Raw genomic sequence first — 13,740 nt, forward strand, 5'->3', positions numbered from 1 at the left:
AAACTGTCGCTATTTCCCTTAATGCGCCTGGTCGTCGCCGATGGACGATTGTAACGCCTGCGCGAAAGACTTCGCGATAGCCTGACGCTGTGCGGGGGCGACGCTGGTGTTAATCAGGTTCGTCACCATATTGCCCAACACCATCAGGGAGAGATCGGTCGGTGCTTTGTGTTTTTCCAGTACGTTAGCCAGCTCACTCAGAAGCTTTTCAACGTGTTCATCACTGTAGCGGGAGATTTGTGGCATAAATCGAAATCAGTCTGTTCATGAAAGGGCAACATATTACCGTAGCAACAGCTTTTTTTCTGCTTTTTTATCAGCAGTTGCACAGTCGCGTTGGTGGTGGTTGAATACCGCCGGTCTAAAAGGAGAGTTTATCATGAGTCTGGACATCAACCAGATTGCCCTGCACCAGCTTATCAAACGTGATGAGCAAACCCTCGAACTGGTGCTGCGCGATTCTTTGCTGGAACCAACCGCGCCTGTCGAAGAGATGGTCGCTGAGTTGCACCGGGTTTACAGTGCGAAAAATAAAGCCTACGGCCTGTTTAACGATGAGAGCGAGCTGGCGCAAGCGCTGCGTCTGCAGCGCCAGGGCGAAGAGGAATTTCTGGCCTTCAGCCGTGCGGCAACCGGGCGGTTACGTGATGAACTGGCAAAATATCCGTTCGCCGATGGCGGTATTGTGCTTTTCTGCCACTACCGATACCTGGCGGTGGAGTATCTGCTGATCGCCGTGCTGAACAACTTAAGCAGCATGCGCGTTAATGAACATCTGGATATCAGCTCTACACACTATCTGGATATTAATCATGCGGATATCGTTGCGCGTATCGATCTCACGGAGTGGGAAACCAATCCAGAGTCGACCCGCTATCTGACATTCCTGAAGGGCCGGGTAGGGCGAAAAGTCGCCGACTTCTTTATGGATTTCCTCGGCGCCAGTGAAGGGCTGAACGCCAAAGCGCAAAACCGCGGGTTGTTGCAAGCGCTGGACGATTTTACCGCTCAGGCGGAGCTGGATAAATCAGAACGCCAGACGGTACGCCAGCAGGTTTACACCTACTGTAATGAGCAGTTGCAGGCGGGCGAAGAGATTGAACTGGCGTCGCTCTCCAAAGAGCTGGCAGGCGTGAGTGAAGTCAGTTTCGAGGAGTTCACCGCAGGTCAGGGCTACGAGCTGGAAGAGAGCTTCCCGGCGGATCGCAGCACGCTGCGTCAGCTGACTAAATATGCCGGTAGCGGCGGTGGCCTGACCATCAATTTCGATGCGTTACTTCTCGGCGAGCGCATTTTCTGGGATCCGGCGACCGATACGCTGACCATTAAAGGTACGCCGCCGAATTTGCGTGACCAGCTGCAACGCCGCTTGACCGGCGGGAAGTGATCCTCTGAACCTGCCCGTGTGGGCAGGTTTTCTGCTGTGCGCCCCACGGGAGCCGTTAACCCGGGTATCGATTTCACATGACTGCGCGCGAGCATTGCTCAACCAGCTTAAATGCGAGCTGGCAGTGAAAGAGGATTATTCGCGTATGGGCGGGCCAGCCGCTTATCGATAGCGAGCAGGCATAAAAAAACCCCGCCGGAGCGGGGTTTCTTCAACTTGTCGGCGATTAAGCGCGAACGAAGTCGATGTGAGTCAGTTTGGCTTTGTACGGGTGACGTTGTACAGCCTGAACTTTCACTTTTACTTCTTTGCCATCAACAGCGATGGTCAGAACTTCGCTATAGAACTCAGCTTTCGCCTGCATGTTCCACAGTTTGTCGTGATCCAGTTCGATAGCGATTGGCGCTTCAGTTCCACCGTAAACGATAGCCGGGAACTTGTTCGCTGTGCGCAGGCGGCGGCTCGCACCCTTACCCTGCTCTTTACGTACTTCTGCGTTAATAGTAAACATTTGAATCTCTCTTAAATAATCCTGTTACAGGCGACCCAGCAACAGGCAGATGATCGGCTTTGCGGATGCAAAAGCGGGCGGTATTCTATCCCTGAATGTTCGATACATCAATCAAAAGCGCGTTTATCCCCGTAATTCATGTGCCCGCCGGAAACGGCCTTCATAATCGAACACTTTTTCCCGCACTTGCCAGTACTGGCCTTTCATCCGCGCGACGACGAAATCAGGGTGGCGTAACAACGCCTGCTGCGCCACGATATCCGCCGCGACAATCCAGCGCAGTGGCACGCCTGGCGTGCGAGTGTGGGGGCGAATAAAGAGTTGCTCAAAGGCGGTGCGTTGTGCGGCGGTTTGCAGGCGGAAGCGCTCAGTGACATCCGCACCATCTTCATCGTAATAGGTGATTTTCAGCCATTCGCCTTTATCATCCGCGCCCTGTTGCAACGTCATACCACTACAGCGCAGCACCAGCGCATCCTTCAGTTTCAGCGCCGCTTTTAGCATATCGTCCGGGTCGACCAGCACTGTATCGCAGGTGCGACAGCGCCGGGCGGCGATATCATTTTCTGCGTTGCATTGCGGGCAGTTTTTAAAGCGAAAACGGAAATCGCACTGCTCGCGGTGGCCGTCATCATCTTCCAGCCAGCCCTGGCAACGGCGACCAAAATGTTCAATCAGCGTGCCGTCGGCGGTGGTTTTTCCCCAAAAGGTATTGGCAAAACCGCACGCCGGGCAGAACACTTGCACCGGCACATTACCGCTTTTACCTTTTGGCGCACCGATTTCCGGAGCGTAGAGATCGTGCGGGTTGCCCGCGTAGTCCAGGATCAGGCAGTCGGTTTTTCCTGGCGCGAGGCGCAGGCCGCGGCCAACAATTTGCTGATACAGGCTGACGGATTCGGTCGGGCGCAGAATAGCTATCAAATCCACATGCGGTGCATCAAAGCCGGTTGTCAGTACCGCTACGTTTACCAGAAAGCGAAATTGCTGATTTTTGAAGGCTTCGATTAAAGCGTCACGCTGTGGACCGGGGGTGTCACCGGTGATCAGCGCCGCATCATCGGTAGGTAACAAGCCGGTTATCTCGCGCGCGTGTTCGACCGTAGCGGCAAAAATCATTACCCCTTTGCGCGTCTGTGCAAATTCGACAATCTGGCTAACAATGTGCGGCGTAATACGCTGCTGTTTTTTCAGTTCGCGGTTCAAATCCGCTTCGCTAAAAAGGCCATTACTTTGCGTCTGCAAACGGCTGAAATCGTACTGCACTACCGGCATATCCAGCCGTTCCGGCGGTGTCAGGTAGCCGTGCTTAATCATGTAGCGCAGCGGCAGTTCATAAATGCAGTCGCGAAACAGCGCTTTTTCATCACCGCGCACCATGCCGTGATAATGAAAGCGGTAAATCCAGCCTTTACCGAGGCGAAAAGGTGTCGCCGTCAGGCCCAGCAAACGCAGGTGAGGGTTCACTTCGCGCAAATGGCTGAGGATTTGCTGATACTGGCTGTCATCGTCGTCGCCGATGCGGTGGCACTCATCGACCACCAGCAGGGAAAATTCGCCCTGAAACTGTGCCAGATTACGCGCAACGGACTGAACGCTGCCAAACACCACTTTGCCGTGGCTCTGCTTGCTTTTAAGCCCGGCGGCGAAAATATCGGCCTCCAGCCCAAGCGCGACATATTTCGCGTGGTTTTGCGCTACCAGCTCTTTAACGTGCGCCAGCACCAATACACGCCCGCGCGCCAGCCGCGCCAGTTCGGCGATAACCAGGCTCTTTCCTGCACCGGTGGGCAGCACAATGACCGCAGGTTCGGCATGTTGACGGAAGTGGGCGAGGGTGGCGTCCACGGCTTCGCGTTGATAGGGGCGTAAGGTAAAAGTCATTATCTCGCAGGGGTTACACATTCACACTGCACAGTATGCCACGAATCTTTCCTTTGAGCGGTCTGTGATGCTCGTTATACTGTTTGGGTACTCATTTCTGTTTTCGGGCAGATTGCCCGCACCCAGCACCATACAGGCAAAAAAATTTCATGCGACTTGATAAGTTTATCGCTCAGCAACTCGGCGTCAGCCGCGCTATTGCCGGGCGTGAAATCCGCGGTCAGCGCGTTACGGTCAATGGTGAGATCGTCAGAGATACCGCCTTTAAACTGCAACCCGAACACGAGGTTGAATACGACGGCAATTCCCTCGTTCAGCAAAATGGCCCGCGCTACTTTATGCTGCACAAACCAGAAGGTTACGTCTGCTCGACGGACGATCCGGATCACCCGACGGTCCTCTATTTCCTTGATGAGCCGGTGGCGCATAAGCTGCATGCGGCAGGGCGCCTGGATATTGATACCACCGGTCTGGTATTGATGACCGACGATGGTCAATGGTCGCACCGCATTACTTCGCCGCGCCATCACTGCGAAAAAACCTATCTGGTGACGCTTGAATCGCCGGTCGCAGATGACACCGCTGAGCAGTTTGCCCGTGGCGTACAGTTGCATAATGAAAAAGATCTCACCAAACCAGCGGTGCTGGAAGTTATCACGCCGACACAAGTGCGTCTGACCATCAGCGAGGGGCGTTACCATCAGGTAAAACGGATGTTCGCTGCCGTTGGCAACCATGTTGTGGGTCTGCATCGTGAACGCATTGGTGCGATTGCGCTTGATGCGGATCTCGAACCGGGCGAATACCGGCCATTAACCGAAGATGAAATTGCCAGCGTTGGCATGCCACCCCGCTAATTCAGGAGATTTACGTGACCCGCAGGCCACACTCATCACTGAGCATTGTGTTTATCCTTGGTCTGTTGGCCATGCTGATGCCGTTATCCATCGATATGTATCTGCCTGCGCTGCCGGTGATTGCCGAACAGTTTGGCGTTCCGGCGGGCAGCGCGCAGATGACGCTGAGTACCTATATTCTGGGCTTTGCGGTCGGTCAGTTGTTATACGGGCCGATGGCCGACAGCATCGGGCGTAAGCCGGTTATTCTCGGCGGCACGCTGGTTTTTGCCGCCGCTGCCGTTGCCTGTGCCCTGGCACAGAGCATTGAGCAGTTGATTACCATGCGCTTTTTTCATGGTCTTGCGGCGGCAGCGGCAAGCGTGGTGATTAACGCGCTGATGCGCGATATTTACCCACGTGAAGAGTTCTCCCGCATGATGTCGTTTGTCATGCTGGTGACGACCATTGCGCCGCTGCTGGCCCCGATGATTGGCGGCGCAGTATTGGTCTGGTTCAACTGGCACGCCATTTTCTGGATCCTGGCGATTGCCGCATTGCTGGTCTCGGCAATGATTGTCTTTTTTATCCGCGAAACGCTTCCAGTTGAAAAACGGCAAAAATTCCATTTCCGCACCACGCTTGGCAACTTCGCGTCGCTGTTTCGCCATAAACGCGTACTGAGCTATATGCTGGCGAGCGGTTTCAGCTTTGCCGGTATGTTCTCTTTTCTCAGCGCCGGGCCGTTTGTCTATATCGAAATTAACCATATCTCACCGCAGGACTTTGGTTACTACTTTGCGCTGAACATTGTGTTCCTGTTTGTGACGACGATGATTAATGGTCGCATCGTTCGCCGTGTTGGTGCCTTAAATATGTTCCGCAGCGGGCTGTGGGTGCAATTTGCCATGGCATTGTGGATGGTGGTGACGGCGCTGCTGGATGTCGGTTTCTGGTCGCTGGTGCTGGGCGTTGCGGCGTTTGTCGGCTGCGTTGCGCTGGTGGCTTCAAACGCGATGGCGGTGATCCTGGATGAGTTTCCGCACATGGCGGGCACGGCATCATCACTGGCGGGGACGTTCCGTTTTGGCATTGGCGCCATTGTGGGGGCGCTGCTGTCGATGGCGACCTTTAACACCGCCTGGCCGATGATTTGGTCAATTACCTTCTGCGCTACCAGCTCGATTCTCTTCTATCTCTACGCCAGCCGGGCGAAAAAATCGGCATAACCCGCCTGAACAGGGAGCAAAAACGCTCCCTTTTTTGATACATGTCAACCAGAAACAACTTACCTTTACACGCATTTGTTTATTTTATGTAAAATCTATTCGTGTAAAAAGTCACATCATTGTAGTGAAAAAGGTTGAGTTAGATCGCAGAAACGGGTACATATACCCCGAAACCGGGCCTGTCGCTTACCCATAAAATCCTGATAAATGAGTGACTACCCCACACGCCACGCGGGATGCGTTCATTTCTGTGTGGTCGACAGGATGAATTGTCAATAGTGTGTTAATATAAGTGTGAAATATTTGTGAAGTAAAAGTACTTCCGGGGAAAGAACGTGAATACATTACAGCTCTCCATCATCCACCGTCTGCCCCAGTCCTATCGCTGGTTAGATGGTTTTGCAGGTGCCAAAGTTGAACCGATTCCGCAAAATGGTCAGGCAGCGGACGACACGCTTGTCGCCTTAAAACTGTTGAGTCCGGATGGCGACAACGCATGGCCCGTCATGCACAAGCTCAGCCAGGCGCTGAGCGATATCGAAGTGAATTGCTCCGTGCTTGAGTGCGAAGGGGAACCGTGCCTGTTCGTCAACTGCGAGGATGAGTTCGCCGCGACGTGCCGCCTGAAAAATTTCGGTGTTGCCATCGCAGAACCCTTCTCAGGACAAAACCCTTTCTGATTTAGCTTAATGCCAGAAGCTGGCGTGTATACGCCTGTGCAGGCGCATCAAACACACGTCGGCACTCTCCTTGTTCCACTACTTCACCCTCTTTCAGCACAATCACTTGATGGCACAAGGTGCGCACAACCTGCAGGTCGTGGCTGATGAAGATGTACGCCAGCCGGTAGGTTTCCTGTAAGGATTTCAGCAGTGCGAGGATTTGCGCCTGCACCGTGCGATCCAGCGACGATGTCGGCTCATCGAGAATAATCAGCTCAGGCTTGAGGATCAGCGCACGGGCGATAGCGATACGCTGGCGCTGGCCGCCGGAAAACTCACCCGGGAAGCGGTGCCGCGTTTCGGCATCCAGCCCGACTTCACGCATCACCTCGATCACACGTTGTTCGCGTTGTTCACGCGAGAGCTCCGGGTGATGCACCCGCAGCCCCTCTTCGATAATTTGCTGCACATTCAGCCTGGGATTCAGGGCCGAGTTCGGATCCTGAAAGACCACCTGAATACGGTGGCGTACCGGCAGCATCTGCTTGCGGTTCCATTGATGCAGCGGTTTATTATCAAACAGGATCGTCCCGCGCGAGGCCACCAGACGCAGCAACGCTAAGCCGGTGGTACTTTTCCCCGAACCGGATTCCCCCACCAGACCGAGCGTTTCACCGGGGCGCAACGTAAAGCTAATGTCCTTCACCACCGTGTTGTTATCCACCACGCGCTTAAAAATTCCTTTGCGGACTGGGAAGCTAACGGCGAGATTTTCAACCCGTAACAAGGGCTGTGCATCGGGATGAAGGGCGACGGGCTCGCCGCTGGGCTCGCTATTGAGCAGCTTTTGCGTATAAGGATGCGCCGGTGCGCTGAACAAGGTCTGTGCACTGTTTTGCTCGACACAGCGGCCGTTTTGCATCACCGCAACATTGTCCGCCAGCTTACGCACAATGCTTAAATCGTGGGTGATAAACAGCAGCCCCATGTTCAGCTCATCGCGCAGCTCGCGCAATAACGTCAGGATTTGCGCCTGCACGGAGACATCAAGTGCGGTCGTTGGCTCATCGGCAATCAGCAGTTCGGGACGCGTGAGCAGCGCCATTGCGATCATCACGCGCTGGCGCTCACCGCCGGAAAGCTGATGCGGGAAATCGCTCAATCGTGCGCGGGCGTTGCGGATGCCCACGCGATCCAGGCAATCAAGCATTTCTGCCCGCGCCGCTTCACGCCGCATACCACGATGCAACGAGAGCACTTCATAGAGCTGTTTTTCGAGCGTATGCAGCGGGTTCAGGGAAACCATCGGCTCCTGGAAAATCATGGCGATTTTATTGCCGCGCACGCCGCGCAGGGTTCTTTCGCTGGCATGCAACAACGAGTCGCCATGAAACAGGATATCGCCGGAAGGGTAAACCACCGGCGGTGAGGGAAGCAGGCGCAGGATCGATAACGCGCTAACGCTTTTACCGGAACCGGATTCGCCCACCAGCGCCAGCGTTTCGCCCGCCTCAATCCGCAAGGAGAGGTCATTAACGACAGTATGCAGCGTATCACGCTGGCGAAAGGCAATACTCAGCGCATCGACAGAGAGCAGGGGAGTCGCCATTTTACACCGCCTTATTGGGGTCAAACGCGTCGCGTACGGCTTCGCCAATAAAAATCAGCAGCGAAAGCAGCAGCGCGGTAGAAACAAACGCGGCGATACCCAGCCACGGTGCCTGTAAATTATTTTTGCCCTGCAATAGCAATTCGCCGAGCGACGGTGAACCGAGCGGCAGACCAAAGCCGAGGAAATCGAGCGAGGTGAGCGTGCCGATCGAGCCACAAAGGATAAACGGCAGGAATGTCAGGGTGGCAACCATTGCATTGGGCAGCATATGACGCAGGATAATGCCGCGATCGCCAACACCCATGGCCTGCGCGGCGCGGATATAGTCGAAATTACGCGTACGCAGAAATTCGGCCCGCACGACGCTCACCAGCGTCATCCAGCCGAACACCACCGTGATGCCGAGAAGCCACCAGAAGCCAGGCTGGATCACACTTGAAAGCAAGATGATTAAAAACAGCGTCGGTAATCCTGACCAGACTTCAATAAAGCGCTGTCCGAGCAGATCGATTTTACCGCCGTAATAACCCTGTACCGCACCGGCCAGAATACCGATAACGCTGGAAAAGAGAGTCAGCATTAAACCGAACAGTAGCGAGATGCGCGTGCCGTAAAGGAGTCGCGCCAGCACATCTCCGCCGTTCGCATCGGTACCGAGCCAGTTTTGCGCCGAAGGCGGGGAAGGGAAGGGCTGCGTGGTGGCGTAGTTGATGCTGCGCGCCCCAAAACGCACCGGTGCCCACAGCACCCAGCCGTGCTCTTCAAGCTGCTTTTGCAGCCACGGATCCTGATAATCAGCAGGTGTTGCCAGGGGGCCGCCAAAATCGCTTTCGCTGTAATCTCTCACCACGGGCGCGAACCACTGTCCCTGATAGCGCACCAGCAGAGGCTTATCGTTAGCCACCAGTTCGGCGCACAGACTCAGAATAAAAATCACCAGGAAAATCCACAGCGACCAGTAGCCGCGGCGGTTATGGCGAAAACGCGCCCAGCGCGCCCGATTGATGTAGCTTAATTGAACCATCAGCGCCCCTCGAAATCGATGCGCGGATCCACCAGCGTATAGGTGATATCACTGAGGATATTCAGCAGCAGGCCGATCAAAGAGAAAATATAGAGTGTGCCAAACATTACCGGGTAATCCCGTGAGACGGTGGCTTCATAACCCAACAACCCCAGCCCGTTCAGGGAAAAAATCACCTCAATCAGCAACGAACTGGTAAAAAACATGCTGATAAATGTCGCCGGAAAACCGGCAATAACCAGCAGCATGGCGTTACGAAACACATGTTTGCGCATAATATTGCGCTCACTGACACCTTTGGCGCGCGCGGTTACCACATACTGCTTACGGATCTCATCAAGGAAGGAGTTTTTGGTCAGCATGGTCAGCGCGGCGAAACCACCAATCACTGTTGCCAGCACCGGTAGAGCGATGTGCCACAAGTAGTCGGTGATTTGCTTATACCACGGCAACGTGTCGAAATTGGTCGACACCAGCCCGCGCAGCGGGAAGAAGTCGTAATAACTGCCGCCCGCGAAGAAAATAATCAGCAAGATGGCAAACAGAAACGGTGGAATCGCGTAGCCGACAATAATCAGCGCACTGCTCCAGCTATCAAAGCGGCTACCGTTATAGACCGCTTTGCGAATGCCAAGGGGAATCGACACCAGATAGATAATTAGCGTGCCCCACAGGCCAATGGTCACCGAAACCGGCAGGCTGTCTTTAATCAGTTGCAACACCGACGCGCTGCGAAACAGGCTGTCGCCAAAGTCGAAACGCGCATAATCCCACAGCATTTTGAAATAGCGCTGGTACATCGGCTTATCAAAACCGTAGCGCTTTTTGATCTCTTCAATGACTTGCGGATCAAGGCCGCGACCACCGCGATAGTGGCTGTTATTGCTCAACGCATCGCCGACGCCTGTGCGTGCATGTGTGGCACCCATTCCGCCACCGCCGCTACCGGGGAGGTTGCTTTGGTCGCCATACTCAATAGCCGCAATAGCCTGATCGACCGGGCCGCCGGGAGCAATCTGCACGATAAAAAAGTTGATGGTGATAATTGCCCAAATCGTAGGGATGATCAGCAATAACCGGCGAATGAGATACGCGCCCATCTCTTCTCCTTAACGTCTGGCAGCGGGCAGTTTCGCCGCCTTGTTTACGTCATACCACCAGGTGTCAAACCCAAGGGAGTAGACGGGGCGAATGCCAGGCATGGAAAACTTATCCCAATAGGCGACGCGATCGGCTGCCATGTACCACATTGGCAGCATGTAATAGTTCCACGTCAGCACGCGATCCAGCGCGCGTCCAAGCGGAAGTAACTTCTCTTTGTTTCCCTGCCAGCGGTTGATCTGCTCGATCAGGTTATCGACCGCCGGGTTTTTGACGCCGGCAGCATTATACGAAGAGTCAATGTATTGCGAGCTCCAGGAGATTTGCAAATCGCCGCTCGGCCACGGCTGCGCGCGCCACAGACTCGGCATCATGTCATAGTCGCGGCGGCGCAGACGATTGGTGGCCTGCGAGTTATCGACCTGGCGCACATCCATATTGATGCCAAGCCGCGCGAGGTTGTGCTGAAACGGCAAAACCCACTGCGTATTGCCGCCGGAGGGCAGCAGCAGTTCAAAGGTTAAAGGCTGGCCGGTTTTGGCATTAACGCGCTGCTGATTTTTCAGTATCCAGCCGGATTCAGTGAGCAGTTTATCGGCTTTCAGCAGGTTTTCGCGGTCATAGCCGTCCGCGTTTGATTTCGCGGGCGAATAAATGGAGGTAAACACTTCCGGCGGCACCTGTGCTTTTAGCGGCGCCAGAAGCGTCAGCTCATCGGCGTCAGGATAATTACGCGCAGCATATTCGGTGTTCTGAAAATAACTGTTGGCGCGGCTGTATGCCCCGTAGAACAGCGCTTTGTTCATCCATTCAAAATCAAAGGCCAGCGACACCGCTTCGCGCACGCGGCGATCGCTAAATACCGGACGCGTGGTGTTAAATGCCAGCCAGCGCGTATCCTGCGCGGAGGTATTTGGCTGCTCATCTTTAACGATATACCCCCGGCTGAAATTGCTGCCGATATAGCGCGTCGCCCAGTTTTTCGCATCGCCTTCGCTTCGCAGGTCGTAAGCGCCTGCTTTGAACGCCTCGAATGCCACATTGTCATCGAGGTAGTAGTCATAACGAATGTTGTCGAAATTCCAGCGCCCCCGATTTACCGGTAAATTTGCCGCCCAGTAATCGCGAACGCGGGTATAGGCAATGTATTGCCCCATGCGCCAGGTGCTGATGCGATAGGGGCCGCTGCCCAGCGGCGGGCGGGCGAGCGGATCGCTCAGCTTATGATCTTTCCAGAATTTCTCCGGCATAACGGGCAGCGTTAACAGGCTGAGCATGTCCTCTTTACCCGGTTTGGCCAGCACAATACGCACGGTAAGCGGCGAGATAGCTTTGACGGTCGTGCCTTTGTAGACCAGGCGGAACTGCGGCACACCTTCGGTCATAAATTTCTGAAAGGTAAAGGCGACGTCGCTGGCGCGGATCGGTGAACCGTCATGAAATATCGCCCGCGGATTGATACTGATCTCCATCCACGAATAATCATCGGCGTAGCGCGCCATTTCCGCGACCAGCGGGTAATAGCTCCCGGGCTCATCGTCCGAGGTGGTAAACAGGGCGTCGTAGAGCGCTTCAGTGCGCACCGCTGGATTCCCGCGTAATGCGTAGCGGTTGAAGTTATCAAACGTGCCAATGACGGACAGCGTGACGTTACCGCCTTTAGGCGCGGCGGGATTGACGTAATCAAAATGGGAAAAATTAATCGCGTATTTGGGTTCGCCAATAACGGCAAATGAGTAGCTCTCTTTTATGGTTTGCGCCTGACATGTCAGGCCGACAAAAGCCAGCAATAAAGCTGAAATGCGCACAAACTTCATCCGGTGTGTTCCTTTGACCTGCAACGCGACAGGCTCGCTAACTACTTATCGTTGAATAATAAGGGAGGCCTGGTCTGATGTGAAATTATTCACGCTAAAGCATGGTGGTGAACTCTGGCGGATGCCACGCGACAAATTGCTCCAGCGTCAGTGGGCGGCTGAAGAAATAGCCCTGCATATAATGAATGCCGTGTTCGCGCAGCCACCTGGCTTGTTCTGGCGTTTCGACACCTTCGGCAACCGTAAGCATATTTAACCGCTTCGCCAGCGTAAGGACGGCGTCGAGCACCGGCGATGTCACGGTTTCTGTGCCGATGGCGTTAACGAAACCACGGTCGATTTTCAGATAATCAAGCGTAAAGCGTTCCAGATAAATCAGTGCGCTGTGCCCGGTACCGAAATCGTCAATAGCGATTTCATAACCTTCGTCGCGCAGCGAATCAAACAGTTTGGTCACTTCCGTATAGCGCAGCATATCCCGCTCGGTGATTTCCAGCACGATACTGAAATGGTGTGGGGGCAGGGAGTGGGCGAAGTTGCGGATATCGTCAAGGAAATTGGCGGCATGCAAATGGCCAGGCGCGATATTAACGCCCATTTTTGCGCCCGGCGGGAGCAGCGTTTGTAACACTGGCGCATCACGAGCTATCAGGTCAAACAGATGCAATGTCAGCGGAACAATAAGCTGCTGCGCTTCGGCAAAGTGAATAAAAGCGTCAGGCGATATTTCTCCTGCGGTGGGATGCCGCCAGCGCATCAGCACTTCGATACCCGTCACTTTCAGATCTTTGGCGCCGATAACGGGCTGATAAACGACATAAAACTGGTCGCGCTTAATGGCTGTGAGGATCTCTCTGCCGGGGCGCAATTGCGTATTAAGGATGAAAGCGCTCAGCAATGCTGCCAGCATGCCGAAGGTTGCTCCCAGCAGTGCGGCGAATTGTATATCTTCCGGACGCCACTTTTCTGCGTAGAGATAAAGCGTGACTGGCGAATCTTCAATTTGGGAAGTCAGAAAAGGGGACTCTGGCATATTGCTCAGGTTAATAAGCCCGCTGGAAAACGTGGAGACAGCCCGATCGCCAATACCAAGGGCGATGCCGGTTAAATCCGGTTGCTGCGAGGTGTAAAGCCGGTAGGGAGTCAGATTGATGTTCAGCGTAGCGAATATGCCCCGATGATCCAGTAATGGGCTGCGAAACCAGAGCGCAATGGCGGGTTTATCCGGCATCATCGGTGTTCCGGGTAAAAACACCATATCGCTGGTTTTATCGAGATCGATTTCCGGAACCAGATCTTTCATCGCAAGACTCATCTCGCCGGTGGCCGAGGAGCAAAAGGCGTAGCGATCTTTTACCAGTAAAAAAGCACGCACGTTCATGCTGAATGCGGCGCGGGAAGTGAGTTCGCCAGCGACGGCGTGGCAATCATTCAGTGTGAGCGGCTGGAGCGATTCGGCCGTGGCGCGGATATCGTTGAGATAGTCCGAAAGCCAGGACTGCATATTCGTAAGCAGCATATCGTATCTGGCTTCCCGCCGTTGTTGTTCGAACCAAAACTGACAGCCACTCGCGATTAATGCTGAGAACAGACCGATAAGCAGGCTGGTCAGCAAAATTTTTCGATTAACTGAAAAATGGCGGGTGAACATGGCGTTGGGCCCATTGTAGGTGCTCG

General features: G+C 54.4%; 12 protein-coding genes. 4 read left to right on the forward strand and 8 right to left on the reverse strand.

All coding sequences use genetic code 11. The features are described 5' to 3' along the window. Positions 1-18: 18 nt before the first annotated feature. On the reverse strand, positions 19-246 hold the full coding sequence (locus tag O3S68_RS01720) for a YejL family protein (RefSeq protein WP_017458551.1): 228 nt from the start codon (positions 244-246) through the stop codon (positions 19-21). A 133-nt stretch (positions 247-379) separates the two neighbouring features. Here O3S68_RS01720 and yejK point away from each other — a divergent pair, with 133 nt between their 5' ends. Beyond that, a complete protein-coding gene (gene yejK / locus O3S68_RS01725; RefSeq protein WP_269230670.1) occupies positions 380-1,387 on the forward strand; it encodes a nucleoid-associated protein YejK in 1,008 nt (335 codons plus the stop codon). Between the two features lie 226 nt (positions 1,388-1,613). Here the strand turns inward: yejK and rplY are convergent, their stop codons facing one another. Both rplY and O3S68_RS01735 read right to left on the reverse strand, forming a co-directional pair. Further along, on the reverse strand, positions 1,614-1,898 hold the full coding sequence (gene rplY, locus O3S68_RS01730) for a 50S ribosomal protein L25 (RefSeq protein ID WP_017458549.1): 285 nt from the start codon (positions 1,896-1,898) through the stop codon (positions 1,614-1,616). A 123-nt stretch (positions 1,899-2,021) separates the two neighbouring features. Then, entirely contained in the window at positions 2,022-3,782 is a 1,761-nt protein-coding gene (locus tag O3S68_RS01735; protein WP_269230671.1) for a DEAD/DEAH box helicase, read from the reverse strand. 149 nt (positions 3,783-3,931) lie between these two features. Between O3S68_RS01735 and rsuA the strand changes: the two genes are divergently transcribed. From rsuA to O3S68_RS01750, 3 genes are all read left to right on the forward strand, one after another. Then, complete coding sequence (gene rsuA / locus O3S68_RS01740) at positions 3,932-4,639, forward strand: 16S rRNA pseudouridine(516) synthase RsuA (RefSeq protein WP_160269436.1); 708 nt, start codon at positions 3,932-3,934, stop codon at positions 4,637-4,639. A 14-nt stretch (positions 4,640-4,653) separates the two neighbouring features. Beyond that, positions 4,654-5,847: a Bcr/CflA family multidrug efflux MFS transporter gene (locus O3S68_RS01745; RefSeq protein ID WP_269230672.1), complete on the forward strand. Its 1,194-nt coding sequence runs from the start codon at positions 4,654-4,656 to the stop codon at positions 5,845-5,847. Between the two features lie 335 nt (positions 5,848-6,182). Further along, a complete protein-coding gene (locus O3S68_RS01750; protein ID WP_020454413.1) occupies positions 6,183-6,527 on the forward strand; it encodes a YejG family protein in 345 nt (114 codons plus the stop codon). A 1-nt stretch (position 6,528) separates the two neighbouring features. Here O3S68_RS01750 and yejF read toward each other — a convergent pair whose 3' ends face one another. The 5 genes from yejF to O3S68_RS01775 all read right to left on the reverse strand — a co-directional run bounded on the left by yejF (position 6,529) and on the right by O3S68_RS01775 (position 13,714). Next, positions 6,529-8,118, reverse strand: a complete 1,590-nt coding sequence (gene yejF / locus O3S68_RS01755) for a microcin C ABC transporter ATP-binding protein YejF (protein ID WP_020454412.1) — start codon at positions 8,116-8,118, stop codon at positions 6,529-6,531. 1 nt (position 8,119) lies between these two features. Beyond that, a complete protein-coding gene (locus O3S68_RS01760; RefSeq protein WP_097407140.1) occupies positions 8,120-9,145 on the reverse strand; it encodes an ABC transporter permease in 1,026 nt (341 codons plus the stop codon). Next, on the reverse strand, positions 9,145-10,245 hold the full coding sequence (locus O3S68_RS01765) for a microcin C ABC transporter permease YejB (RefSeq protein WP_017458542.1): 1,101 nt from the start codon (positions 10,243-10,245) through the stop codon (positions 9,145-9,147). Before O3S68_RS01765 ends, O3S68_RS01760 begins: the two co-directional genes overlap by 1 nt. A 9-nt stretch (positions 10,246-10,254) precedes the next feature. Continuing rightward, complete coding sequence (locus tag O3S68_RS01770; RefSeq protein ID WP_269230673.1) at positions 10,255-12,063, reverse strand: extracellular solute-binding protein; 1,809 nt, start codon at positions 12,061-12,063, stop codon at positions 10,255-10,257. A 94-nt stretch (positions 12,064-12,157) separates the two neighbouring features. After that, the gene (locus tag O3S68_RS01775) at positions 12,158-13,714 is read right to left on the reverse strand and encodes a cyclic di-GMP phosphodiesterase (RefSeq protein ID WP_269230674.1); all 1,557 of its coding nucleotides are present in this window, start codon (positions 13,712-13,714) and stop codon (positions 12,158-12,160) included. Positions 13,715-13,740: the final 26 nt, after the last annotated feature.

Source organism: Kosakonia sp. SOY2 (genome assembly GCF_027109175.1).
Lineage (GTDB): Bacteria > Pseudomonadota > Gammaproteobacteria > Enterobacterales > Enterobacteriaceae > Kosakonia.